The organism is Stenotrophomonas sp. 17(2023) (genome assembly GCF_030345315.1).
Taxonomy (GTDB): Bacteria; Pseudomonadota; Gammaproteobacteria; order Xanthomonadales; family Xanthomonadaceae; genus Stenotrophomonas; species Stenotrophomonas acidaminiphila.
In genome coordinates this window covers 911,231-934,547 of sequence record NZ_CP128405.1, presented here as the reverse complement: position 1 = coordinate 934,547, position 23,317 = coordinate 911,231, and the positions used below count along the sequence as shown (strand labels likewise).

Sequence of the window (23,317 nt, the reverse complement as noted above, 5' to 3'; positions counted from 1 at the left end):
GGGTGACACGCGCCCCCGGCCATCCACTACCATTCCGCCATGCCCCAGTCCTCCCCGACCTTTCCCCCACTGCAGGACGGCGACCTGCTGGCCGCCATCGACCTGGGCTCCAACAGCTTCCACATGGTCATCGCCCGCTACCTGCTCGGCCAGCTGCGGGTGGTCGACCGCCTGCGCGAGACCGTGCGCATGGCCGACGGCCTGGACGGCAAGGGCGGGCTGTCGGCCGAGGCGCGGCAGCGCGCGCTCGAATGCCTGGCCCGTTTCGGCCAGCGCATCCGCAACATCCCGCCGTACCGGGTACGCGCGCTGGCCACCAACACCGTGCGCCAGCTGCGCTCGCCGCTGTCGTTCCTGATGCCCGCCGAAACCGCGCTGGGCCATGCCATCGAAGTGGTCAACGGCCGCGAGGAGGCGCGCCTGATCTACCTGGGCGTGGCCCATGCGCAGCCGCCCAGGTCGGGCCAGCGGCGGCTGGTGATCGACATCGGCGGCGGCTCCACCGAATTCATCATCGGCAGCGGCATGCAGCCGCTGGAGCGCGAGAGCCTGCAGGCCGGCTGCATCGCCAGCACCCGCCGCTTCTTTCCCGGCGGCAAGCTGAGCAAGAAGCGCTGGAAGGACGCGCTGACCGAGATCGGCGCCGAGTTCCAGCCATTTGCCGCCAAGTACCGGGCGCTGGGCTGGGACGAGGCGCTGGGCTCGTCCGGCACCCACAAGGCGATCAGCGAGATCTGCGCGGCGATGAAGCTGAGCAAGGGCGCGATCACCGCCCAGGCATTGCCGCAGCTGCGCGACGAGCTGCTGCGCGCCCGCCACATCAACGACATCAACCTGCCCACCCTGTCCAGCGAGCGGCGCCCGATCATCGCCGGCGGCGTGCTGGTGCTCGAGGCCGCGTTCCAGTCGCTGGGCCTGCAGAAACTGCTGGTCAGCAAGGCGGCGATGCGCGAGGGCATCCTGTACGACATCATGGGCCGCGCCAGCGACAACGACCCGCGCGACGAATCGGTGGCGGCGCTGACCCGCCGCTACGACATCGACGCCGCCCAGGCGCTGCGCGTGGAGGCGACCGCCCAGCGCCTGTTCGAGCAGGTCGCCGAGAGCTGGAAGCTGGACTCCGACGACGCGCGCATGCTCGGCTGGGCCGCGCGCCTGCACGAACTCGGGCTGATGATCGCCCACAGCGGCTACCACACCCACGGCAGCTACGTGATCGAGCACTCGGACATCGCCGGCTTCTCGCGCCAGGAGCAGCAGATGCTGGCGGCGCTGATCCGCACCCATCGCCGCGGCGTGCCCAGGACCGCCTTCGACGCCCTGCCCGACCGCCTGCTGCTGCCGGCCCGGCGTACCGCCGCGCTGCTGCGGCTGGCGGTGCTGCTGCACCGTTCGCACGAGGACGATCCGATCCCGACCCTGGACCTGAGCGTGGACGGCAACACCCTGTCGCTGGTGCTGGACAAGGTCTTCATCGACGCCCGTCCGCTGCTGCGTGCCGACCTGGTCGGCGAGGCCGAAGGCATGGCCGGGCTGGGCATCTCGTTCCGGCCGTTCGTCGCCTGACCCCCGGGGGCGCGCGGAGCCGCCCCCTTCCACGCTGTCGGGCTGTCACATCACTGGCACGCCGCTGACACCCGGCTGCCACGGCGCCAGGCGACCCTTTGCGACAAAAGGGAGGCCGCATGCGCTACGCCATCGTCACCGAGACCTATCCGCCGGAGGTCAACGGCGTCGCCCTCACCGTGCAGGGCCTGGAACGCGGCCTGCGCGCGCGCGGCAACGAGGTGGACGTGGTGCGTCCACACCAGCCGCAGGAACTGGCACAACCGCATGAGCTGCTGGTACGCGGGCTGGCGCTGCCACGTTATCCCGGCCTGCGCTTCGGGCTTCCGGCCCCGCGCCGGCTGGCGCGGCGCTGGCGCCTGCAGCGCCCCGATGCGGTCTACATCGCCACCGAGGGTCCATTGGGCTGGTCGGCGCTGCGCACCGCGCGCCGGCTCGGCATCCCGGTCGCCACCGGCCTGCATACCCGCTTCGACACCTATCTGCCCGACTACGGCGCAGCCTGGCTGCAGCCCGTGGCCCTGGGCTGGATGCGCCGCTTCCACAACCAGGGCGATGCCACGCTGGTACCCACCCGCGAGCTGCAGGACTTCCTGGAAGGCAACGGCTTCCACCACCCGCGGCTGCTGGCGCGTGCGGTGGACGCGTCGCAGTTCTCGCCGCGGGAGCGCGACCTGGCGCTGCGCCAGGAATGGGGGCTGGACGCGCGCGGGCTGGCGGTGATCCACGTCGGCCGCATCGCCGCGGAGAAGAACCTCGGGCTGGCGATCCGGGCATTCCGGCGGATCCAGCAGCTGCGCCCGGACGCACGCTTCGTCTGGGTCGGCGACGGGCCATTGCGCGAGCGCATCGCGCAGGACAACCCCGACTTCATCTTCTGCGGCATCCAGCGCGGCCAGGCGCTTGCCCGCCACTTCGCCAGCGGCGACGTGTTCCTGTTCCCGAGCCGCAGCGAGACCTTCGGCAACGTGACCCTGGAGGCCATGGCCAGCGGCGTGGCCACGGTCGCCTTCGACTACGGCGCCGCACGCGAACATCTGCAGAGCGGGTACAGCGGCGTGGCCGTGGACAACGACGAGAGCTTCATCAGCGCCGCGCTGAACCTGGCCGGCGACCCGGCCCTGCGCGCATCGCTCGGCGGCAACGCCAGCCTGGCGATGCAGCGGCTGCATCCGGACCACGTGGTCGCCGAATTCGAGGCACTGCTGCACGAACTGTCGCAACGGAGACGTGCCCATGCCCTTGCTGCCGCCTGACGGCCTGCTGGCCCGCGAAACCCGCTGGTGCCGGCGCGCCAACCACTACTGCCGCCGGCGCCGCATCCGCACCCTGTTCGCGGTCATCAGCCGCCTCGGCGATGGCGTGTTCTGGTACCTGCTGATGGCCGCGCTGGTACTGGTCGACGGCATGGACGGCCTGCGCGCGTCGGCGCACATGGCCGCCACCGGGGTGGTCGCGCTCACCCTCTACAAGGTCCTCAAGCGCTGGACCCGGCGCCCGCGCCCGTTCGCCGCCGACCTGCGCATCCGCGCCTGGGTGGCGCCGCTGGACGAGTACAGCTTCCCCTCCGGGCATACCCTGCACGCGGTGTCGTTCAGCGTGGTCGCGCTGGCCTACTACCCGTGGCTGGCGCCGGTGCTGCTGCCGTTCACCGCCGGGGTGGCGCTGTCGCGCGTCGTGCTCGGCCTGCACTACCCCAGCGACGTACTGGCCGCCACCGGCATCGCCCTGCTGCTGGGCAGCGCTTCGCTGCAGCTGATGCCGCTGCCGTTCTGAACGGCGGCGGCCAGCCAGCCGCCGTGCCCGCACGCAGCGGCGCCCACGTCGCCTCCGCGCGGCCAGCGGGAGCGCGCCGGCGTTGCCCTACAATGGCGGCCATGACCACGCTGTTCATTTCCGACCTGCACCTGGACCCCAGCCGTCCGGCCATCACCGCACTGTTCCTGGAATTCCTGCGCGGCCAGGCGCGGCAGGCCGAGGCGCTGTACATCCTCGGCGACCTGTTCGAGGCCTGGATCGGCGACGACACCCCATCGACCGCCGCCGATGCGGTCGCCGCCGCACTGCACGAACTGGCCGATGCCGGGGTGCCGGTGTTCTTCATCCGCGGCAACCGCGACTTCCTGGTCGGCGAGGACTACGCCCGGCGTGCCGGCATGCGCATCCTGCCCGACCCGTGCGTGGTGCCGCTGTACGGCAGGCCGGTGCTGCTGCAGCACGGCGACCTGCTGTGTACCGACGACACCGCCTACCAGGCATTCCGCGCGCAGACCCGCGACCCGACGTTCATCGCCCAGTTCCTGGCGCAGCCGCTGGAAGCACGCATCGCCTTCGCGCAGAAGGCACGCGCCGCCAGCCAGGCACGCCAGTCGGAGATGAAGCAAGGCGACCGCGCGCAGTTCGAGACCGTCACCGACGTGGCGCCGGACGAAGTCGCCGCCACGTTCCGCCGCTATGGCGTGGACACGATGATCCATGGCCACACCCATCGTCCGGCCGTGCACAGCGTGCAGGTGGACGATGCCACCTGTACCCGCATCGTGCTTGGCGACTGGTACGAGCAGGGCTCGGTGCTGCAGGTGGATGCCAGCGGCTACCGGCTGCAGGCACTGACCCCGTAGGTCCAGGCCAGGGCCGGCGGGCGCCGGAAAGCACTACCATCGACGCACCAATCTGATCAGGAGAGTGAGGATGGCACGCGCGGCAGTGTGGGCATGCACGATGATGGCGGCGGTTGCCGCGGCGGGAATGGGAACTGCGCACGCCGGCAATGCCGAGCAGCCGGTTCCGTTCAAGACCACCGCGACGGTGTGGCTGGACACGCAGGGCGTTCCGCAGAAGGTTGAAACCCCGGACCGGCTTCCCGCCGCGATCCGCGAAGCCATCGGCGCAAGGGTCAGGGAGTGGCGCTTCGAGCCCGCCATCCTCAATGGCGAAGCAAAGAGCGGCGTCACCCACCTGATGCTCGACGCCTGTGCCGCCGCGGGCGCATCGGGCGAGTTGAATCTGGCGGTGGGCTACGTCTATGGCGGCCCGGTCAACAACCAGGATCCCGCCGGCCTGGTGCCTCCACCCCGCTATCCCGTCGACGCGATCCGCGCGGACGTCCAGGGCACGTGGCTGGTGACCTACGAAGTACTGCCCGACGGCACCACCCAATGGGTGTCCGTCGATCCGCAGGGCGACACCCCGCTGAAGCGACTCGGCTATTTCGAACCGACGTTGCGCCAGTGGGTAAACCAGTTGCGCTACACGCCCGAAGAAGTGGATGGCCAGCCGATAAGCACGGTGGTCCGGGTCCCGGTCGACTTCAGCCTCCACTCCAGTACCCGACCCACGTCCCGGAAGGAAGCCGCCCGTACCACCATGGAATGCGTGGCGGCGACGCGGGCCGAGCCATCCAGGCGGACCGTCACCGATACGCGGTTCAAGCTGGTCAGCGGCGGCAGCTGAGCGGGCGCTGCAACGGCGCTGGCGGCTGCTGGCAGCCGGCGCCGTCGCTGCGGGCCCGCGTCATCGTCGAGGTGCCGCCGACGATGCGGCCGGCTTCGATTCTCCATCGAGCCTGCCCAGAGCCCCGGCAGCCCGCCTACCGGGGCGACGGAGGCGACGCCGGATCGAACGCGCATCCTTTGGCGGTCGTTTCCCCCAGCCGCCACGACACGCTGAACGGATACGCCATGTCAGACATGCCATCCGAACAGGGCGCGCGGCGCACGTCCAGGCGGAACGGCACGCCGCCGTCCTCGCCCGCCAGGTGCAGGCCATCGGCATCGATGCGGCGCGTGGCCTGCAGCCGGCGCGGCGCGTCCATCGTTTCCGGCGTGGTGTAGGCCAACGCCTCGCCCTCCACCTTCACGCTCCAGAACGGCTCGACGCCCGCGGCCTGCAGGCTGGCCGGGAACGCTGCCGGGTCCGTGTCTCCCCGCGTGGTGGCCGCTTCGTGCGCGGGCGCACCGGCGTCGGGGGCGGCCGGGCTGCAGGCCAGCAACAGGGTCATCGGCAACGCCAGCGACAGGGGGCGGAAGACAGGCATGCGCGGCTCCATGGGGGTGCGACAGGTAACCGGCATCGTCGCATGCGCCAGGTAAACGCAATGCGATCCGCGCGGCCGCGGAAGCCGGCCACGCGGTTGCGTCATCCCGCCCGCTCGACCAGGTCCGCAAGCTCGTCGGCGTCGAAACCGGCCAGCAGGCGCGCTTCGAGATTGAACGGCCCGTGCAGGTAACCGCCGGCGTATTCGTGCAGCAGCTGCTTGAACCGCGCGCGCGGTTCCACCCCGGCACGCTCGCAGTACCAGCGGTACCAGCGCGAGCCGGCGGCGACATGCGCCACTTCCTCGCGCAGGATCACTTCCAGCACGTCGGCGGTGGCGTCGTCGCCGAGCGAGCGCAGCCGGGTGATCATCGCCGGGGTCACGTCCAGCCCGCGCGCTTCCAGTACGCGCGGCACCAGCGCCATGCGCGCCAGCCCGTCATGCGCGGTTCTTTCGCACATTTCCCACAGGCCGTTGTGCGCGGGGAAGTCCGCGTAGTCGTGGCCGTGCGCCAACAGCCGCTCGCGCAGCAGCAGGAAGTGGCGCGCCTCGTCGTCGGCGCAGCTCACCCAGTCGGCATGGAAACTGCCCGGCAGGCCGCGGAAGCGGTAGACCGCATCCCATGCCAGGTCGATGGCGTTCAGTTCGATATGGGCGATGGCGTGAATGAAGGCGGCACGGCCTTCCACGCTGCCAAGGCCACGCCGCGGCAGGTCGCGCGGGTGCACCAGCACCAGGCGCGCGGGGCGGCCGGGCATGCGGATCGGCGCCGGCTCGGGTGCGTGCGCCGGCAGCTTCAGCGTGCCGGCGCGGAACACGCTGGCGCAGTGCCGGGTCAGCGCCACCTTGCGCAGCGGATCGGCCTCGGCCAGGCACAGCTGCGCGGCGTGCAGCAGGTCATCCACCGCCGGCATGCCGCCGGCTTGCGCGGCCCCCGCCTGCATGGCTCAGGCGCGGCGCTTGTTCTTGGCTTCGTCCGAGCGCAGCTGCTGGATGCGCTCGAAGTAACCCGGCTCGATGCCGGTGACGTAGTGGCCGTTGAAGCAGGACGAATCGAACGCCTTCAGCTCCGGATTGCCCTCGCGCACCGCCGCCTCCAGGTCCTCGAGGTCCTGGTACACCAGCCAGTCGCAGCCCAGGTGCTTCTCGATGTCCTCGACACTGCGCTCGTGCGCCACCAGTTCCTCGGCGGCCGGCATGTCGATGCCGTAGATGTTGGGGTGGCGCACCGGCGGCGCGGCGCTGGCCAGGTACACCTTGCGCGCGCCGGCGTCGCGCGCCATCTGCACGATCTGCTGGCTGGTGGTGCCGCGCACGATAGAGTCGTCCACCAGCAGCACCACGCGGTTGCGGAACTCCAGGTGGATCGGGTTGAGCTTGCGGCGCACCGACTTCACCCGCTCGCCCTGCCCCGGCATGATGAAGGTGCGGCCGACGTAGCGGTTCTTGACGAAGCCTTCGCGGTACTTCACGCCGAGCACGTTGGAAATTTCCAGCGCCGCGTCGCGCGAGGTGTCCGGGATCGGGATGATGGTGTCGATGTCGTGGTCGGGCCGCAGGCGCAGGATCTTCTCGCCCAGCTTCTGGCCCATGCGCATGCGCGCCTTGTGCACCGAGACGTTGTCGATCATCGAATCCGGGCGCGCGAAGTACACGTATTCGAAGATGCAGGGCGTCTGCTGGGTGGTGGTGGCGCAGACCTCGGCGAACAGTTCGCCGCGCTCGGTGATGACCACCGCCTCGCCCGGGGCGACGTCGCGCACGCGCTCGAACCCGAGCACGTCCAGCGCCACCGATTCGGAGGCCACGATGTACTCCTCGCCTTCGGCATGGCTGCGCTTGCCCAGCACCAGCGGGCGGATGCCGTGCGGGTCGCGGAAGGCCACCAGGCCCAGGCCCAGCACCACGCTGACCACCGCATAGCCGCCCTTGCAGCGGCGGTGCACGCCGGCCACGGCGCGGATCGCCGCCTCCGGGGTGAGCATGCGCTGCGCGTCCAGTTCGTAGGCGAACACGTTCAGCAGCACTTCGCTGTCCGAGTCGGTGTTGATGTTGCGGCGGTCGGCCTCGAACACCTGCTGGCGCAGCGCCTCGGTGTTGATCAGGTTGCCGTTGTGCGCCAGGGCGATGCCGTACGGCGAGTTGACGTAGAACGGCTGCGCCTCGTCGGTGCCTTCCGAGCCGGCGGTCGGGTAGCGCACGTGGGCGATGCCGATGCGGCCCCGCAGCAGTGCCATGCGCCGCTCGTCGAACACGTCGCGCACCAGCCCGTTGCCCTTTTCCACCCGCAACCGGGTGCCGTGCGCGGTGGCGATGCCGGCGGCATCCTGGCCGCGGTGCTGGAGGACGGTCAGGCCGTCATAGAGCTGCCCGGCGACGTTCTGGTTGCCGACGATTCCGACGATGCCACACATGTTGCGCGATCTCCGCTGGGCCGTGGCCCGGTTAACGTGAAGGGGGCCGTGCCTGGCCCGATGGCCCGGTCCGCGCCGGACCGGGGTGATCCGGGCGCACCTGCGCCGGATCGATATTGGAAGGCCACGCCTTCGCCGGGTCCTGGCGGCTGCCTCCGGTCGCGGCCGGCCGGGCGTCTTCCGCCCGTTCCGGCATCGCTTGCGGCAGTCCGCTGCCCGCTTCATGTTCGCTGAGTCCGGCATTATCGCCTGCCAGCACCGCCTTGCCCAAGTCCAGCAGCGGGTGCTCCGGCACGGCCGGCAGTTCCGGCAGCCGCGCGCGCAGCCAATCGGCCGGTGGGCGCAGCCACGACGCCACCTGAGAATGCCGCCACGGCTCGCCGTCGGCCACCGGGGTGAAGCCCAGCACCAGCACTGCCAGCACCGCCAGCAGCACGCCGCGCACGATGCCCAGGCCGAAACCGAACAGGCGGTCCGGTCCCTTCAGCAGCACGGTGGAATCGACCACCCCGCGCAGCAGCAGGCCGATGGCCGAAACGACCAGCAGTACGCCGAAGAAGGCAATGGCGTGGCCGGCGGCATATTGGCCCAGGGTCGGCGTCGCGCCGCCACTGAGCATCACGCTGGCGTCATGGCCGAATCGGAACGCGGCCCAGCCGGCCAGCAGCCAGCCGAGCACGCCGAACACGGTGGCCAGCAGGCCGCGCATCAGCCCGAACAGGGCCGATACCACGATCACCCCCAGCAGCAGCAGGTCGATCACCGGTTGGATCGCCCGCGCATCAGGCTGCTTGCCGCATCAGGGGTGCGGCCGGACCATGCCGGCGATGCCGACCTTGGCCGCGACCTGTGCCTTGAGCTGCTCGGCCTCGGCCCGATTGGCCACCGGGCCGACGCGGACGCGGTTGAGCACGCCGTTGTCGGTGCGCACCTGTTCGACGAAGGCGCTGAAGCCGGCCGCGCGCACCTTGTCGCGCAGCGCATTGGCGTCGGCCGGCTTGCCGAACGCCCCCAGCTGCACGGCGAAGCCGACGCTGCTGGCCGCCGGCGCGGGGGCGACCGCGGCCGGTGCAGGCTTGGACGCGACAGGCTTGGCGGGCTCCGGCTTCTGTGCGGCCGGCTTGGACGCGTCGCGGACGTCCTGGCGGGCCGCGGCCACCGGCCTGGCGGGCTCGGCGGGCAGTGCTTCGGTGCGCACCGCCGGGGCGGCCGCGGCCGCAGCCGGGGGCGTAGCCGGGGTGGCCGGGGCGGCGGCCTGCGCCGCGGGCTCCTTGTCGGCGTCGAGCACCACCACCTGCGCGTTCACGTCGCCGCGGACCTTGCCGGCCTCCAGCCGGACCAGCTCGGCCTGCGCGCGGTCGGCATACGGGCCGATGCGCACCCGCCAGGCCGGGCGTCCGTTGATGGTGTCCTGCTGGCGGAAGCCCGGCAGGTTGGATTTCTTCAGGTGGGCGATCACCGCATCGGCATCGGCTTCGGTGGCGTAGGCGCCGAAGTTCACCGCGTAGTTGCCGGCCGCCGCGCTCGGCGGCAGCGCACCGCTGCCGGCATCCGCCGCTGGCGAGGCGGCGTCGGCCACGGGCTGCACGGCCGGCATGCCGGTGGCGCTGCCGGAGGCCGGCGCGCTGGGCGCGACCAGCGGCAGCTCGCGGGTTTCGAACTGGCCGTCGGCAGGCGCGTCGGGCGCGCGCAGCGGGACGTCCTGCACGCCACTGTCCGGCGCTGGGCCTTTGACCAGCATGGGCAGGAAGATCACGGCCAGGGCCACCAGCACGATGGCGCCAATCAATCGCTGTTTCAGGGGAGTATCCACGGCAAGGCGTATGGGCGGCAGGGCGGAATGTCCGGCGATTATATGCGCGGCCGCCGCCGGCCACGGCCGCGCCAGCTGAACGGTGCTCGGCGCAGGTCAGCGCGCGGGTTGCGGCTTGCGCGCGGGCGCTGCTGCCGGATCCTGCAGCAGCGGCAATGCCTCGGCCACCGTGTGGAACGAGCCGAACACCAGCACCCGGTCGCCGCGGCGTGCCTGCTCCAGTGCCGCGGCCAGCGCCTGGCCGACGTCCGCGCAGGTCACGGCGCCAGCAGCGGCGGTACCGGCCAGCCGCTCGCGCAGCTGCCCGGCGTTCTGGCCGCGCGCGCCGTCGAGCCCGGCCAGGTACCAGCGGTCGATGCGCGCCTGCAGGGCCGCGACCACGCCGGCCGCGTCCTTGTCGGCCAGGGCCGCATACACCGCCAGCGTGCGTCCGCTGGCCGGACGTGCCTGCAGCGCGGCGCCGAGGGCGGCGGCGGCCTGCGGGTTGTGGCCGACATCGACCAGCACTTCCACGCCGTCGCGATCGAACCGCTGCAGGCGCCCGGCGACCTGCGCCGCGGCCACGCCGCGCGCCCAGGCCGTACGCGGCAGCGGACGGTCCAGCGCGCGCAGCGCGGCAATGGCGGCGGCCGCGTTCGCCCGCTGCACCGGCGCCCACAGCGCAGGCTGCGGCAACTCGATGCGGAAGGAGACGTCACGCCAGCGCCAGGTCTCGGCGTCGATCGGCTCGGCGAAGAAATCGCTGCCGAAGCGGATCGCGTTGGCGCCCAGCACGTAGGCGCGGCGCAGCACGCTGGACGGCGGGTCGATCTCGCCCAGGATCAGCGGCTTCCAGCCGCGGATGATGCCGGCCTTCTCGGTGCCGATGGCCTCGCGGTCGCTGCCCAGCCAATCGGCATGGTCGATGTCCACGGTGGTGATCACCGCCACGTCGGCATCGACGATGTTGACCGCATCCAGGCGCCCGCCCAGCCCCACTTCCAGCACCGCCAGGTCCAGGCCGGCGCGCGCGAACGCCCACAACGCACACAACGTGCCGTATTCGAAGTAGGTCAGCGCGGTGTCGCCACGAGCATCCTCCACGGCGTTGAAGCCCGCCACCAGGGTGGCGTCGTCGACGTCGGTGCCGTCGATGCGCACGCGCTCGTTGTAGGCCAGCAGGTGCGGCGAGGTATAGGCGCCCACCGCCCAGCCGGCGGCACGGGCGATGGCCTCGATGAAGGCCACCGTCGAGCCCTTGCCGTTGGTGCCGCCGACCACGATGCAGCGCTGCGCCGGACGCTCCAGGCCCATCCGCGCGGCCACCTCGCGCACCCGCTCCAGGCCCATGGCGATGGGCTGCGGGTGCTGTCGGTCGATATGGGCGAGCCACTGTTCGAGCGTGGCGGGACGTGCGGAGGACATGCGGGATTCTCGGTGGCACGCGCCGGCGCACGGCGCGGCGGCGCGGATGGGGCGCACATGATACAGCCGTGCCGCCCCGCGCCCGGACGCCGCGCCTAGGGCGTGGCCACTGCGACCACCTGTGGTCGCTGCCTGCCACGGCTGGCGCGCAGCGTGGCCAGCGACTGGCGGCAGGCATCGAGGTCGTTGCCACACAGCACGCTGGTGACCACGAACCGGTGGCGGCCATCGCTGACCCGCCGGTTGCGCACCATCATCGGGCCCTCGAGCTGGAACAGGCTCAGGCCTTCTTCGTCGTGCAGCCAGAAATCCGCCTGCGCGCCATAGCGGCGGAACAGCGCCAGCGGACCGATCGTGGCGACCGCCTCGGGAATCGACAGGAAGCCGATCGGGTACGGATCGGGGATGTAGCCCGGCAGCGTGCCGTCGGCATCCAGCACCGGCATCGGCACGTGTCCGCTGCGGCGCTCGTCGAAGAACGGGTCGCGCAGGCGCTGGCCGGCCTGCGCCGGGATCTCCTCGGGCAGCGGTTCGAACGCGAACGGCAGGCGGTAGCGCGGCTGGCCCCGGTATTCCGGCGGCACGGTCCAGGCACGGGCCGCCGCCAGCGCCGCCGCGTCCAGTACCGCCACGCCGGAGCCCTGCTCGACCCGTGCGGCCTCTACCCGTCCGCAGGCATCGGTGTCGATGATCACGTTGATCACATAGCCGAGCAGGCGCCACAGTTCCGCCGGCGGGTAGTGCGGCGCGCGGTTGGCCGCCGCTGAAAACGGCGGGCAGCCCCCGGCGGGCTGCGCCAGTGCCGGCAACGACCACAGCGTCAGCAGGGCCGCAGGCAGCCAGCGCGGCGGTAGCCGCAGGCGCGCCATTACAACGCCCGGTGCTTGGCCTCGCCGAAGAACGGGGTGTGGTGCGCGCAATCGTTCAGGCGCACCACTTCCAGGTGCTCCACGTCCGGCCCTTCGAGCAGGTTCAGCGTGGTCGGCGCCTGGCGGAAGGTCCACAGCTTGCCGATCGGCAGGCCCAGCACCTTGCACAGGATCACGCGGTTGACCGCGTCGTGCGCGACCACCAGCAGGGTGTCGTCCGCGCCCAGCCCCTCGGCCGCGCGCGCCAGCCCACGCCAGCTGCGGTCCAGCACCTGGCGCAGCGATTCGCCGCCGGGCATCAGCACCGTATCGGGTTCCTCGCGCCAGGCGCGCAGGCGCGCGGGATCCTTGTCGTTGATCTCGCTGGCCAGCAGGCCTTCCCATTCGCCGTGGGCGATTTCCTGCAGGTCCGCATCGGTCTGCAGCATCGAGGCGCGGGCACTGCCCAGCGCGGCACGCGCGGTGCTCTGCGCGCGCGAAAGCGGCGACGCCACCGCGCGGGCGATCTCGATCGACTGCAGGCGCTCGCCCAGTGCCCTGGCCTGTGCCTCGCCTACCGGCGACAGCGGGATGTCGATCTGGCCCTGGTAGCGGCCTTCGGCGTTCCACGGCGTTTCGCCGTGGCGGGCAAGCAGGATGCGCATGCAGTTGGGAGTCCGTGGCGGGGGGCAGGCATCATAGCCTGTCGCCGCCGTGCCGCAGGCGTCGGTTGCCCGCGTTACGAATCCCCGGCGAGCGCACGGCCGCGGCCCGGGCAGACGCCGGCCGGCGCGTTGCCGGCCATCGACAGGCGTTACCATGACGGCCCCGATCCGCTGCACGGTGTGACTCCCACATGAGGGCCAGCAGCTCCAACGCCCGCAAGGTGGCATGAGCAGCGCTTCGCTTTCCCCGCCGTCCGCTCCTCCGCGCTGGACCGAACGCCTGCAACCGTGGGCGGCCGCTTTGGTCAGCGCGCTGCTGCACCTGCTGGTGCTGCTGCTCCTGCTGCACTCCACGCCACCGGTGGTGACCACGCCGCAGGGTACCGCCGGCGGCGGCCGGGTCAAGGTCGATTTCGTCGGCGAGGCGCCGCCCTCCCCGACCCCTGCCCGCCAGCCGCCGGGACCGAAGCAGGAGGACGCGCGCAAGAAGCCCGCCAGGCCCACCGCCCGCCGCCAGGCCGACGCCCGCAAGCCGGTGCCGGAAGCCCGCTACATCGAACCCCCGGCCGAACCGGAACAACGGCAGGCCCGCAGCGAGGAGCCGCCCGCCCCCGAGCCGACGCAGGCCGCGGCCACCCAGCCGCCGGAAAGCGTGCAGCGCCGGCCGCAGACCTGGACCGGGCGCCCGCCGGGCTGGCAGCCGCGTGATACCGCCCCCGACGACGGACGCAGTTCCGGGCCGGTCAACCGCAACGGCTACCGCAACGACATGGCCGCCGGCGAGCCGGCCATGGAAGTGGGCGGTTACCAGATCGTCTACGACCTGCTGGGCGAAGCCCGGCTGCGCAGCTGGATGGAGCAGGGCGTGAAGGAGCTGTCCATTCCGCTGCCCGGGACTACCTACCTGATGGTCTGCCCGGCCGAAGTCGCGCTCAGGCGCGGCTCCAGCAAGTGCCGCCTGCTGCCTCCCGACGCGCCCGAACTGCAGTCCATCGGCGATGCGCGCCAGGTTGTCACGGTGATGTACGTGTACCGGCGCGGCGAACTGGTCTGGCGCGGGCCGGGTCCGTACCGCTGAGACAACCGCGTCCCGGCGCCACCGCACCGCAGCCCTCCCCACGTGGCGAACGCCGTGCACGCGCAGGGACCACCGCGGCGGCCGGGGAGCGTCCGGGTGGGTCGGCCGCAGCGCGCGGTGCGGATCATGCGCATGGCCGCGGCCGGCGCCACCGGCAACAACCCTGCGCTCCCCAGGCCTCGCCGCATGGGCGCGCCGCCAGCCGCGGGGACCATGAAAAAACCCCGGACGGTTTCCCGTCCGGGGTTTTCAGCGAAACCGGGCGCGGCTTACTTCGAGGCCGCTTCCAGTTCCTTCAGCAGCTGCGGCGCCGGCGCCACTTCCTGCATGATCCAGCGCATGTAGCGCTGGTCCACCGAGATCATGCGGGTCATCACCGGGTCGAACACCCAGTTGCTGGCCACCGATTCCCAGATGCCATCGAACGCCAGGCCGACCAGGCGGCCATGCGCGTCCAGCACCGGCGAGCCGGAGTTGCCGCCGGTGATGTCCAGGTCGGACAGGAAGTCCACCGGCACGCTGCCCAGGCGCTTGTCTTCCAGGCCGCCGTAGCGCTTGGCCTTGACCGCATCGAGCAGCGCCTTCGGCGAATCGAACGGATCGACGCCGGTTTCCTTGGCGGCGACGCCTTCGATGGTGGTGAACGGCTGCTGCACCTTGCCGTCCAGGCCGGTGTAGCCCTTCACGTTGCCGAAGGTGATGCGCAGGGACAGGTTGGCATCCGGATAGACGAACTCGCCCTTGCTCTTCTTGTAGTCGGCGATGGCCTGCAGGAACAGCGGACGCGCCACCAGTTCCTCGCCGCGCTTGACCTTGTTCTGGTGCTCGATCTGCAGCAGCGCCGGCATCACCGCCACCGCGTACTGGATGGCCGGGTCGGTGCTGGCCTCGAACGCGGCCTTGTCGGCGCTGAACCACTTCATGCGCTCGGCCAGGTCGCCCAGGCGCGAGCCGTCCAGCCGCGCCAGCGCGGCGTCCACGGCCGCCGCGTCGGTGCCGCCCAGCCAGCGGTCGAAGGCCGGCACGCGCTGGCCGGCGGGCAGGGCCACGTAGCGCTGCAGCCAGTACTGCTGGAACTGCCGGTCCATGGCCGGCACGTAGCGGCGGTCCATCTGCTTCAGGCCGCCCTCGATGGCCGGCAGGTCGCGTTCCTGGTAACCGTCCTCGCGCTGCGCATCGGGCTTGGCCTTCTCGATCGCCAGGCGGTACAGGCGCACCGCGGTGCCCAGGGTGCCGGTGCGGTTGAACATGCCCAGGGTGATGTCACGCTGCTGGGTGCTGCGCGCCTGGGTGCCGAGCGCCTGCAGCTGCGCGTAGGCATCGAGCGCCGGCTTGCCGGCGGCACCCTGCCCGCGCAGCCATTCCAGCACCGCGGCTTCTTCCTTCTGCTTGTGCGCCAGCACGTTGTTGCGCTTGAAGCCGTCCAGCTGGCCGTCGTAGTTCTTGCTGGTGTTGTTCCAGCCGGCCATGCTGGCGGCGTACTTCACCGCGATGTCCTTGTTGTCCTTGCTGGCGGCCTCGACCAGCGCGATCTGGTCCTTGTACGCCTTGGCGATGGTCGGGTAGGTCCAGTTGGCGGTGTTCTCGAACTCGCTGACCAGCGCATAGCGGTCGGTACGGCCCGGGTAGCCGGCCACCATCACGAAATCGCCCTCGCCCAGCGGCTGGTCGGCCAGCTTGAGCCAGTGCTTGGGCTGGTACGGCACGTTGTCGGCCGAGAACGCGGCCGGCTTGCCGTCCTTGCCCACATAGGCGCGGTAGAACGAGAAATCGCCGGTGTGGCGCGGCCACATCCAGTTGTCGACGTCGCCGCCGAACTTGCCGACGCTGCCCGGGGGCGCGTACGCCAGGCGCACGTCCTTGATCTCCAGGTTCTTGAACAGCCGGTAGGTGTTGCCGCCGGAGAAGCTGTACAGCGTGCAGCTGTAGCTGTCGTCGGCCTCGCAGTCGGCCACCAGCTTCTTCTCCAGCGCCTCCAGCGCCTCGGTGCGCTTGAGCGGGTCGTTGCCGGCGCCGGCGATGGCGGCCCTGGCCTGGGCGGTGACGTCGGTGATGTCGTCCAGCACGTAGATGCGCGCGTTGGGGCCGGCACTCAGCTCATCCTTGAAGGCGGCCGCGCTGAAGCCGTCCTTGATCAGGTTCTTCTCGGCGGTGGAGTTGAGCTGGATGGCGCCGTAGGCGCAGTGGTGGTTGGTCGCCACCAGGCCCTGCGGCGAGACGAAGCTGGCGGTGCAACCGCCCAGCGCCACCACCGCACCCATCGGGTCGCCGGTCAGGTTGCTCAGCTGCAGCGGGTCCAGCTTCAACCCGGCCTTCATCAGCGGCCCGGCGATCTGCGGCAGCTGCTGCGGCACCCACATGCCTTCGGCGGCGCTGGCCGCCTGCACCAGGCCGAGCCCGGCCACCACGGAAAAAGCGAGAAGATTCAGACGCATGAAGCGGACCCCGAAGATTGGAAACCCCGATTGTAGCGGGTGAAACCGTCGCCGTAGCGCCGCTTCCCGGTACGGGGGGCCACGCCCGCACGCATATAATCGGCACTCTTTCCCACTGCGGTTTCCCGGCAATGACACAGAACACGATGCGCGCGCTGGTCAAGCGCGAGGCCACCAAGGGCATCTGGATGGAAGAGGTGCCGGTGCCGGTGCCCGGCCCCAACGAAGTGCTGATCAAGCTCGAGAAGACCGCCATCTGCGGTACCGACCTGCACATCTACCTGTGGGACGAGTGGAGCCAGCGCACCATCAAGCCGGGCCTGACCATCGGCCACGAGTTCGTCGGCCGCATCGCCTCGATCGGCCCCGGCGTGACCGGCTACGAAATCGGCCAGCGCGTGTCGGCCGAAGGCCACATCGTCTGCGGCCACTGCCGCAACTGCCGCGGCGGCCGCCCGCACCTGTGCCCCAATACCGTGGGCATCGGGGTCAACGTCAATGGCGCCTTCGCCGAGTACATGGTGATGCCGGCCAGCAACCTGTGGCCGATCCCGGACCAGATCCCGTCCGAACTGGCCGCGTTCTTCGACCCCTACGGCAACGCCGCCCACTGCGCGCTGGAGTTCGACGTGATCGGCGAGGACGTGCTGATCACCGGCGCCGGCCCGATCGGCATCATCGCCGCCGGCATCTGCAAGCACATCGGCGCGCGCAACGTGGTGGTCACCGACGTCAACGACTTCCGCCTGAAACTGGCCGCCGACATGGGCGCCACCCGCGTGGTCAACGTCGCCAACCAGTCGCTGAAGGACGTGATGGCCGACCTGCACATGGAAGGCTTCGACGTGGGCCTGGAGATGAGCGGCAACCCGCGCGCGTTCAACGACATGCTCGACTGCATGTACCACGGTGGCAAGATCGCCATGCTCGGCATCATGCCCAAGGGCGCCGGCTGCGACTGGGACAAGATCATCTTCAAGGGCCTGACCGTGCAGGGCATCTACGGCCGCAAGATGTACGAGACCTGGTACAAGATGACCCAGCTGGTGCTGTCCGGCTTTCCGCTGGGCAAGGTGCTCACCCACCAGCTGCCGGTGGAGCGTTTCCAGGAAGGCTTCGAGCTGATGGAACAGGGCAAGGCCGGCAAGGTCGTGCTGAGCTGGAACTGAGGCCCGGCTGCCGGGCCCACCCGGTGTCCGCATGGGAAAGGCGCCGCAAGGCGCCTTTTTCATGCGGCGACAGGCGATGCGCCGGTGCAGAAACGTCGTGAACTTCGGCGCCAGGGTGCGGTCACACGACCGTTCCCGCACATGGAGCTATCGCATATGGACACGCTGTTCCTGTTGGCCGCCCTGCTCGTTTCTCCGGCACCGGATGCTTCCGGCGCGTGCCCGCCGGTTCCCTCGCTCCCTTCCCTCGTCTGCGAGGCCACTCCGCACGGCTGGTTTTACGCGGACTCCGCACAGGCGGCCAGGGAGGCCGCCGACGAGGGCGCCGCCACGGCCGCCGCCTTCCAGCGTTACCTGGGGCGCGCTGCTCCCGCCGGCGCCACCGTACTGAGCGCGCGCTTCCCGATGGAGCGGCAGGAGGTCTTCGCTTCGCAACATGCATTGCCCTACCTGCGTGCCTGGATTCCGGCCGAAGCCAAGGCGGCGATGATCGAAGAAAGCCTGCGCAGGAGCATGCCCCATCTGTCCGACGAACAGGTCGGCGCGATCGTGCAGCGTGCCCGCCAGAGCAGCGGCGACATTCTGCGCCATGAACTGGGTCACTCCGTGTACCGGGCCGTGTTCTGGCCACGGCACAATCCGGACGACGGCCACTATGCGACGCCCGCGCCCGACTGGCTGGACGAAGCCAGCGCCATCCTGATGGAGCCCGAAACCATGCTGGCCGACCGTCGTGCCCAGTTCCGCCAGTGGCTGCACGAAACGCCGGAGCAGGTCAGCCCGCCCAGCGTGTTCCTATCCCGCCTGCATCCTTTCGCCACCGCGGAACAACGTGCCCTGCTTGCCGAACGGAGCGGAGGCCAGGCCGCCAACGGCACCGTGGCGGCGGTTGTCTCCGGCGATGGCGCCAAGGCCCAGGCGGCCTTCTATCTGCAGAGCCTGGCGATGGCCGATTTCCTCATCGAATGCAGCGGCCGACAGGACCTGCTGGGTGAGATCAGCCAGGCCCTGGCCGACGGGATGGGTTTCGATGCCTGGCTTACGGCAAATGGTCTGCGCCACCAGTTGGGTGCCAACGTCAAGGAACTGGACAGGAACTGGTCGGCCTGGGTGAACGCACAGCGTGAAGCACCGACGCAATGAGAGGCAGCATCCCGAAATGATGAAGGCGCCCTGCGGCGCCTTCATCATTCCGGCATCGTGAGCGGCGCTCAGCGCGCGATCTTGACCGCCAGCACCACGCGGTTGTCGGCCAGCTTGCCGAAGTTGTCGCGGCCCTTGCCGTCGGTGCCGTAGTAGCCCAGGGAGACGTTGGCGATGCCGAAGCTGCGGCCTACGCCCACGCTCCAGTCGGTGTAGTCCTGGGCCACGTCGCTGTCGTTGAACACGCTGCGGCCGACGTTGGCGTTGAGGCTGAAGTCGTTCGGCAGGGCCCACTCGCCGCCGACGCCGTAGTACCAGCCGGTGGTGCTGCTGCCCCACACGTCGTTGGTGTAGCTGACGTTGACCTTCCAGTGTTCGGCGATGGTGGTGGTGGTGACCAGCTCGTTGTAGGCCATCTCGCTGGCACCCGGGTAGGTGTAGCGGTTGAGCATCAGGTCGACGTTGACCGCTTCGTTGACGTCGAAGCCGTAGCCGACGAAATAGTCCACCTCGACGTCGGGGCTGCCTTCGCCGAAGTCCACGCCCGAGGCGAAGCTGCCGACATACAGGCCGCTTGCCGTGGTCCAGGTGACGGTGCCCTGCACCGTCGGCTTCTCGTCGGTCTGCGAGGCGCCGCGGAACAGATAGTCGGAAACCGCGCCGACTTCCCAGCTCAGGGGCGCCGCGTCTTCGGCGCAGGCAGCGAAGGGAATGGACAGCAGGGCAGCACAGGCAACGGCTGCAAGGCGCTTGCAGGGAATCATGCAGGTCTCCGGGAGGTGGGGGTGGGCGCCGCCGCGGCGCGCGGTTCACGAATTTTTAACCAAAATGATCCGGCGCGCCAGCACTTCGTGGCGTCACCGTCCAAGCCGGCTCCCCGCTGCCCCCCCTAGCCCGTGGCAGCGGCGGCGAACACCCCATGGCGCCGCGCCGCCAGCGCAACGACCTGCCCGGCGACATAGGCCGGCGCGTCCGGCGGCAGCTCGACCTCCACGTCCACCGCGGCCCCGCGCAGCCGCGCCCGCAACCGCGCCCTGGCCCCGCTGCGCTGCACCGCCAGGACGGTCCCCGTCCAGTCGCCGGCATCGTCCACGCGCATGTCTTCCGGGCGCACATAGACGTCCAGCGGGACTTGGTCCGGCAGGCCCTCCGGCCGCGGCCAGCGGGCGCCCGCCACCTCCAGCACCTCGCCATCGGTCCGCGCCGGCAGGCGGTTGGCCTCGCCGACGAAGCCGTAGACGAAGGGCGACACCGGCCGGTCGTAGACCTCGCCCGGGCTGCCGACCTGTTCGATGCGGCCGCGGTTGAGGATCGCCACGCGGTCCGCCAGCTCCAGCGCTTCTTCCTGGTCGTGGGTGACGAATACCGTGGTCAGGCCGGTGCGGTCGTGCAGTTCGCGCAGCCAGCGGCGCAGGTCGCGGCGCACCTGCGCATCCAGCGCCCCGAACGGCTCGTCCAGCAGCAGCACGCGCGGCTCGATGGCCAGCGCGCGGGCCAGCGCCACGCGCTGGCGCTGGCCGCCGGACAGCTGCGTCGGATAGCGCCCGCCCAGGCCGTCGAGCTGCACCAGCGCCAGCAGCTCCTCGACGCGCGCGGCGATGCGCGCCCTCGGCCAGCGCCGCTCGCCGCGCCGCACCTCCAGGCCGAAGGCGATGTTGGCGCGCACGTCCATGTGCCGGAACAGCGCATAGTGCTGGAACACGAAGCCGGCGCGACGCGCCTGCACGCTCAGGCCGGTGGCGTCCTCGCCGTCGAACAGGATCCGGCCCTGTTCGGGATGTTCCAGCCCGGCCAGCGCGCGCAGCAGGGTGGTCTTGCCCGAGCCGGAAGGCCCGAGCAGCGCCAGCAGTTCGCCGCTGCGGATGTCCAGGCTGACGCCGTCGAGCGCGGGAAACGCGCCGAAGCGCTTGCCCAGTTGTTGGATGCGGATGTTCATGTCACCTCGGCCGATGCGCGGCGGCCAGCGATTGGCCGTGGCGCCATTCCAGGAAAGTCTTCAGCACCAGGGTCAGCAGCGCGGTGCCGGCCAGCAGCGACGCGCAGGCGAAGGCGGCGCTGTAGGCGTATTCGTTGTAGAGGATCTCCACGTGCAGCGGCAGCGTGTTGGTGCGCCCGCGGATATGCCCGGACACCACCGACACCGCGCCGAACTCGCCCATCGCCCGCGCACTGCACAGCAACACGCCATACAGCAGCCCCCAGCGGATGTTGGGCAGCGTCACCTTCCAGAACATCTGCCAGGCATTGGCGCCCAGGGTGAGCGCGGCCAGTTCCTCGTCGCTGCCCTGCTGCTCCATCAGCGGCATCAGTTCGCGGGCGATGAACGGGAAGGTGACGAAGGTGGTCGCCAGCACGATGCCCGGGATCGCGAACACGATGCGCGGCAACTGCAGCAGCACCTCGCCCGCCACCGGCAGGTGCAGGCGCACGCCGTCCTCGATCAACGGCCACAGCCAGCCATCGCGGCCGAACAACAGGATGAACACCAGCCCGGCGACCACCGGCGACACCGAGAACGGCAGGTCGATCAGCGTCACCAGCCAGCGCTTGCCGGGGAACCGGTGCTTGCTCACCACCCAGGCCGCGGCAACGCCGAACACCAGGTTGAGCGGAATCACGATGGCGGTGACCAGCAGGGTCAGGCGCACGGCCGACAGCGCATCCGCATCGCTCACCGCGCTCCACAGCGCCTGCACGCCGCCGCGCAGTGCCTCGGCGAACACCAGCAGCAGCGGCAACAGCAGGAACGACAGCAGGAACCCCAGTGCACCGAGCACCAGCAACGCCTGCACCCAGCCCGGTTCGGTGGTGACGCCACGCCGCGTCCTGGTACCGGCAGCGCGCACGGCCGGCACCGGCAGTTCCGACACCATCCCGTTCATCGCCGCTCCCTGCGCTGCAGGCGGGCCTGCAGCGTGTTGACCAGCAACAGTACCGCGAAGGACAGCAGCAGCATCGCCGCGGCGATGGCGGTGGCACCGGCGTAGTCGAACTCCTCCAGGCGGATGGTGATCAGCAGCGGCGCGATCTCGGTCGCGCCAGGCAGGTTGCCGGCGATGAAGATCACCGAGCCGTACTCGCCCACGCCGCGCGCGAACGCCAGCGCGAAGCCGGTCAGCATCGCCGGCCACAGCGCCGGCACGACCACCCGTGCGATGGCCTGGAAACGGCTGGCGCCCAGCGTCGCCGCCGCCTCCTCGAGTTCGCGCTCGGCTTCGGCCAGCACCGGCTGCACGATGCGCACCACGAACGGCAGGCCGACGAACACCAGCGCGACCACGATGCCCAGCGGCGTGTAGGCGACCTTCAGGCCGAGCGGCTCCAGCCAGCGCCCGACCCAGCCCTGGCCGCCATACAGCGCGGTGAGGGCGATGCCGGCCACCGCGGTGGGCAGCGCGAATGGCAGGTCGATCAATGCATCGAACAGGCGCCGGCCCGGGAAGCGGTAGCGCACGAACACCCACGCCACCCACGTGCCCATCAGCGTGTTGAACGCGGCCGCGGCGAAGGCGGTGCCGAAGCTCAGGCGCAGCGCGGCCAGCACGCGCGGTTCGCTCCATATCCGCCAGATGCCTTCCACGCCCAACCCGGCCGCGCGCAGGAACACGCCGGCCAGCGGGATCAGCACGATCAGGCCCAGCCAGAACAGGGTCACGCCCATGCCCAGGCCAAACCCGGGCAGGACCCGCGGATGGCGCCGCAGCGGCGGCAGTGCGGCAGCGTTCGCGGCCACCGCTTACTTGCCCGCCTGGATCTGGTCGAACAGGCCACCGTCGGCGAAGTGCTCGGCCTGTGCCTTTTCCCAGGAACCGAACGCCTGGCGGAGGGTGACGAGCTGCACCGGCGGGAACCGCGCGATGTCGGCCGGGTCGGCGTACTGCGGATTGCGCGGGCGATAGTAGTGGCGGGCGGCGATGCGCTGCCCTTCGGGCGAGTACAGGTACTGCAGGTAGGCCTGCGCCACTTCGCGGGTGCCATGCCGGTCGACATTGCGGTCCACAAGCGCCACCGACGGCTCGGCCAGGATCGACTGGCGCGGCACCACGATCTCGAACTTGTCCGGGCCCAGCTCTTCCTGCGCCAGGAACGCCTCGTTCTCCCAGGCCAGCAGCACGTCGCCGATGCCGCGCTGGACGAAGGTGGTGGTGGCGCCGCGCGCACCGGTATCCAGCACCGGCACGTTGCGGAACAGCGCGCGCATGTAGTTGAGGATGCGCGCGCGGTCGCCCTTGAAGATGTGCTCGGCGTAGGCCCAGGCGGCCAGGTAGTTCCAGCGCGCGCCGCCGGAGGTCTTGGGATTGGGTGTCACCACCGAGATGCCGGCGCGCAGCAGGTCCGGCCAGTCGCGGATCCCCTTGGGGTTGCCCTTGCGCACCAGGAACACGATGGTCGAGGTGTACGGCGCGCTGCTGTCGGGCAGGCGCGACTCCCAGTTGGCCGGCAGCAGCCGCGACTTCTGCGCGATCGCGTCAACGTCATAGGCCAGCGCCAGCGTCACCACGTCGGCCTCGATGCCATCGATCACCGCGCGCGCCTGCTTGCCCGAACCGCCATGCGAGGTCTCGATGCTGACGGTCTCGCCCCGGGTCTGCTTCCAGTGCCTTGCGAACGCGGCGTTGTATTCGCGGTAAAGCTCGCGGGTGGGGTCGTAGGAAACATTGAGCAGCTGCAGGTCGCGGGCGAAGGCCGTGCCGGCGCCCAGGGCCAGCACGAAGGCCAGCGTGGCCACGCCGATGCGCGGAAGGA

Annotated in this window: 22 protein-coding genes; 8 read left to right on the top strand and 14 right to left on the bottom strand. The window is 70.6% G+C overall.

Features of this window, described 5'->3' with window-relative positions:
* Positions 1-39: 39 nt before the first annotated feature.
* The 5 genes from ppx to QQA12_RS04090 all read left to right on the top strand — a co-directional run bounded on the left by ppx (position 40) and on the right by QQA12_RS04090 (position 5,019).
* Complete coding sequence (gene ppx / locus QQA12_RS04110; protein ID WP_226050243.1) at positions 40-1,566, top strand: exopolyphosphatase; 1,527 nt, start codon at positions 40-42, stop codon at positions 1,564-1,566.
* Between the two features lie 119 nt (positions 1,567-1,685).
* On the top strand, positions 1,686-2,822 hold the full coding sequence (locus QQA12_RS04105; protein WP_054663470.1) for a glycosyltransferase family 1 protein: 1,137 nt from the start codon (positions 1,686-1,688) through the stop codon (positions 2,820-2,822).
* Positions 2,803-3,342: a phosphatase PAP2 family protein gene (locus QQA12_RS04100; RefSeq protein WP_056931917.1), complete on the top strand. Its 540-nt coding sequence runs from the start codon at positions 2,803-2,805 to the stop codon at positions 3,340-3,342. The genes QQA12_RS04105 and QQA12_RS04100 overlap by 20 nt, the downstream gene beginning before the upstream one ends.
* Positions 3,343-3,443: 101 nt before the next feature.
* The gene (lpxH, locus tag QQA12_RS04095; RefSeq protein ID WP_226050244.1) at positions 3,444-4,187 is read left to right on the top strand and encodes a UDP-2,3-diacylglucosamine diphosphatase; all 744 of its coding nucleotides are present in this window, start codon (positions 3,444-3,446) and stop codon (positions 4,185-4,187) included.
* A 70-nt stretch (positions 4,188-4,257) separates the two neighbouring features.
* Positions 4,258-5,019, top strand: coding sequence for an energy transducer TonB (locus tag QQA12_RS04090; protein ID WP_226050245.1), 762 nt, complete (start codon positions 4,258-4,260; stop codon positions 5,017-5,019).
* 136 nt (positions 5,020-5,155) lie between these two features.
* On the opposite strand, the gene QQA12_RS04085 is transcribed toward QQA12_RS04090, so the two are convergent.
* From QQA12_RS04085 to QQA12_RS04050, 8 genes are all read right to left on the bottom strand, one after another.
* The gene (locus QQA12_RS04085) at positions 5,156-5,602 is read right to left on the bottom strand and encodes a hypothetical protein (RefSeq protein WP_226050246.1); all 447 of its coding nucleotides are present in this window, start codon (positions 5,600-5,602) and stop codon (positions 5,156-5,158) included.
* A gap of 101 nt (positions 5,603-5,703) precedes the next feature.
* Positions 5,704-6,516, bottom strand: a complete 813-nt coding sequence (locus QQA12_RS04080) for a ferritin-like domain-containing protein (protein WP_289211196.1) — start codon at positions 6,514-6,516, stop codon at positions 5,704-5,706.
* Between the two features lie 33 nt (positions 6,517-6,549).
* On the bottom strand, positions 6,550-8,016 hold the full coding sequence (purF, locus tag QQA12_RS04075; protein WP_054663460.1) for an amidophosphoribosyltransferase: 1,467 nt from the start codon (positions 8,014-8,016) through the stop codon (positions 6,550-6,552).
* A gap of 31 nt (positions 8,017-8,047) precedes the next feature.
* Positions 8,048-8,779 (bottom strand): CvpA family protein, encoded by a 732-nt coding sequence (locus tag QQA12_RS04070; protein ID WP_226050248.1) that lies wholly within the window; start codon positions 8,777-8,779, stop codon positions 8,048-8,050.
* A 36-nt stretch (positions 8,780-8,815) separates the two neighbouring features.
* Positions 8,816-9,829 (bottom strand): SPOR domain-containing protein, encoded by a 1,014-nt coding sequence (locus tag QQA12_RS04065; protein WP_226050249.1) that lies wholly within the window; start codon positions 9,827-9,829, stop codon positions 8,816-8,818.
* A 96-nt stretch (positions 9,830-9,925) separates the two neighbouring features.
* Positions 9,926-11,233, bottom strand: a complete 1,308-nt coding sequence (gene folC, locus QQA12_RS04060) for a bifunctional tetrahydrofolate synthase/dihydrofolate synthase (protein ID WP_226050250.1) — start codon at positions 11,231-11,233, stop codon at positions 9,926-9,928.
* 95 nt (positions 11,234-11,328) lie between these two features.
* A complete protein-coding gene (locus QQA12_RS04055) occupies positions 11,329-12,102 on the bottom strand; it encodes a TonB family protein (RefSeq protein WP_226050251.1) in 774 nt (257 codons plus the stop codon).
* Positions 12,102-12,746: a histidine phosphatase family protein gene (locus QQA12_RS04050; protein WP_054663450.1), complete on the bottom strand. Its 645-nt coding sequence runs from the start codon at positions 12,744-12,746 to the stop codon at positions 12,102-12,104. Before QQA12_RS04050 ends, QQA12_RS04055 begins: the two co-directional genes overlap by 1 nt.
* Positions 12,747-12,972: 226 nt before the next feature.
* Here QQA12_RS04050 and QQA12_RS04045 point away from each other — a divergent pair, with 226 nt between their 5' ends.
* Entirely contained in the window at positions 12,973-13,824 is an 852-nt protein-coding gene (locus tag QQA12_RS04045) for a type II toxin-antitoxin system RelE/ParE family toxin (RefSeq protein ID WP_226050252.1), read from the top strand.
* A gap of 269 nt (positions 13,825-14,093) precedes the next feature.
* Here the strand turns inward: QQA12_RS04045 and QQA12_RS04040 are convergent, their stop codons facing one another.
* Positions 14,094-16,259 (bottom strand): S46 family peptidase, encoded by a 2,166-nt coding sequence (locus QQA12_RS04040; RefSeq protein ID WP_226050253.1) that lies wholly within the window; start codon positions 16,257-16,259, stop codon positions 14,094-14,096.
* Between the two features lie 131 nt (positions 16,260-16,390).
* Here QQA12_RS04040 and tdh point away from each other — a divergent pair, with 131 nt between their 5' ends.
* Together tdh and QQA12_RS04030 are read left to right on the top strand one after the other, a co-directional pair.
* Positions 16,391-17,428 (top strand): L-threonine 3-dehydrogenase, encoded by a 1,038-nt coding sequence (tdh, locus tag QQA12_RS04035; protein ID WP_054663447.1) that lies wholly within the window; start codon positions 16,391-16,393, stop codon positions 17,426-17,428.
* A 156-nt stretch (positions 17,429-17,584) separates the two neighbouring features.
* Entirely contained in the window at positions 17,585-18,571 is a 987-nt protein-coding gene (locus tag QQA12_RS04030) for a hypothetical protein (RefSeq protein ID WP_226050254.1), read from the top strand.
* Positions 18,572-18,639: 68 nt separating this feature from the next.
* Here the strand turns inward: QQA12_RS04030 and QQA12_RS04025 are convergent, their stop codons facing one another.
* From QQA12_RS04025 to QQA12_RS04005, 5 genes are all read right to left on the bottom strand, one after another.
* Positions 18,640-19,335, bottom strand: coding sequence for a TorF family putative porin (locus tag QQA12_RS04025; RefSeq protein WP_182336366.1), 696 nt, complete (start codon positions 19,333-19,335; stop codon positions 18,640-18,642).
* A 125-nt stretch (positions 19,336-19,460) separates the two neighbouring features.
* Positions 19,461-20,507 (bottom strand): sulfate ABC transporter ATP-binding protein, encoded by a 1,047-nt coding sequence (locus tag QQA12_RS04020; RefSeq protein WP_054663438.1) that lies wholly within the window; start codon positions 20,505-20,507, stop codon positions 19,461-19,463.
* Between the two features lies 1 nt (position 20,508).
* Entirely contained in the window at positions 20,509-21,453 is a 945-nt protein-coding gene (cysW, locus tag QQA12_RS04015; protein ID WP_056931928.1) for a sulfate ABC transporter permease subunit CysW, read from the bottom strand.
* A complete protein-coding gene (gene cysT, locus QQA12_RS04010; RefSeq protein WP_232522683.1) occupies positions 21,450-22,232 on the bottom strand; it encodes a sulfate ABC transporter permease subunit CysT in 783 nt (260 codons plus the stop codon). The genes cysW and cysT overlap by 4 nt, the downstream gene beginning before the upstream one ends.
* A 75-nt stretch (positions 22,233-22,307) precedes the next feature.
* Complete coding sequence (locus QQA12_RS04005) at positions 22,308-23,306, bottom strand: sulfate ABC transporter substrate-binding protein (RefSeq protein WP_289211200.1); 999 nt, start codon at positions 23,304-23,306, stop codon at positions 22,308-22,310.
* Between the last annotated feature and the right edge of the window lie 11 nt (positions 23,307-23,317).

Coding starts and splice junctions, on each gene's coding strand:
- QQA12_RS04045 (WP_226050252.1), top strand. CDS start 12,973: ATGAGCAGCGCTTCGCTTTCCCCGCCGTCCGCTCCTCCGCGCTGGACC.
- QQA12_RS04100 (WP_056931917.1), top strand. CDS start 2,803: ATGCCCTTGCTGCCGCCTGACGGCCTGCTGGCCCGCGAAACCCGCTGG.
- QQA12_RS04020 (WP_054663438.1), bottom strand. CDS start 20,507: ATGAACATCCGCATCCAACAACTGGGCAAGCGCTTCGGCGCGTTTCCC.
- QQA12_RS04040 (WP_226050253.1), bottom strand. CDS start 16,259: ATGCGTCTGAATCTTCTCGCTTTTTCCGTGGTGGCCGGGCTCGGCCTG.
- QQA12_RS04080 (WP_289211196.1), bottom strand. CDS start 6,516: ATGCCGGCGGTGGATGACCTGCTGCACGCCGCGCAGCTGTGCCTGGCC.
- QQA12_RS04055 (WP_226050251.1), bottom strand. CDS start 12,102: ATGGCGCGCCTGCGGCTACCGCCGCGCTGGCTGCCTGCGGCCCTGCTG.
- QQA12_RS04090 (WP_226050245.1), top strand. CDS start 4,258: ATGGCACGCGCGGCAGTGTGGGCATGCACGATGATGGCGGCGGTTGCC.
- cysT (WP_232522683.1), bottom strand. CDS start 22,232: ATGGGCGTGACCCTGTTCTGGCTGGGCCTGATCGTGCTGATCCCGCTG.
- ppx (WP_226050243.1), top strand. CDS start 40: ATGCCCCAGTCCTCCCCGACCTTTCCCCCACTGCAGGACGGCGACCTG.
- QQA12_RS04030 (WP_226050254.1), top strand. CDS start 17,585: ATGGACACGCTGTTCCTGTTGGCCGCCCTGCTCGTTTCTCCGGCACCG.
- QQA12_RS04025 (WP_182336366.1), bottom strand. CDS start 19,335: ATGATTCCCTGCAAGCGCCTTGCAGCCGTTGCCTGTGCTGCCCTGCTG.
- QQA12_RS04085 (WP_226050246.1), bottom strand. CDS start 5,602: ATGCCTGTCTTCCGCCCCCTGTCGCTGGCGTTGCCGATGACCCTGTTG.
- folC (WP_226050250.1), bottom strand. CDS start 11,233: ATGTCCTCCGCACGTCCCGCCACGCTCGAACAGTGGCTCGCCCATATC.
- cysW (WP_056931928.1), bottom strand. CDS start 21,453: ATGAACGGGATGGTGTCGGAACTGCCGGTGCCGGCCGTGCGCGCTGCC.
- purF (WP_054663460.1), bottom strand. CDS start 8,016: ATGTGTGGCATCGTCGGAATCGTCGGCAACCAGAACGTCGCCGGGCAG.
- lpxH (WP_226050244.1), top strand. CDS start 3,444: ATGACCACGCTGTTCATTTCCGACCTGCACCTGGACCCCAGCCGTCCG.
- QQA12_RS04105 (WP_054663470.1), top strand. CDS start 1,686: ATGCGCTACGCCATCGTCACCGAGACCTATCCGCCGGAGGTCAACGGC.
- tdh (WP_054663447.1), top strand. CDS start 16,391: ATGACACAGAACACGATGCGCGCGCTGGTCAAGCGCGAGGCCACCAAG.
- QQA12_RS04050 (WP_054663450.1), bottom strand. CDS start 12,746: ATGCGCATCCTGCTTGCCCGCCACGGCGAAACGCCGTGGAACGCCGAA.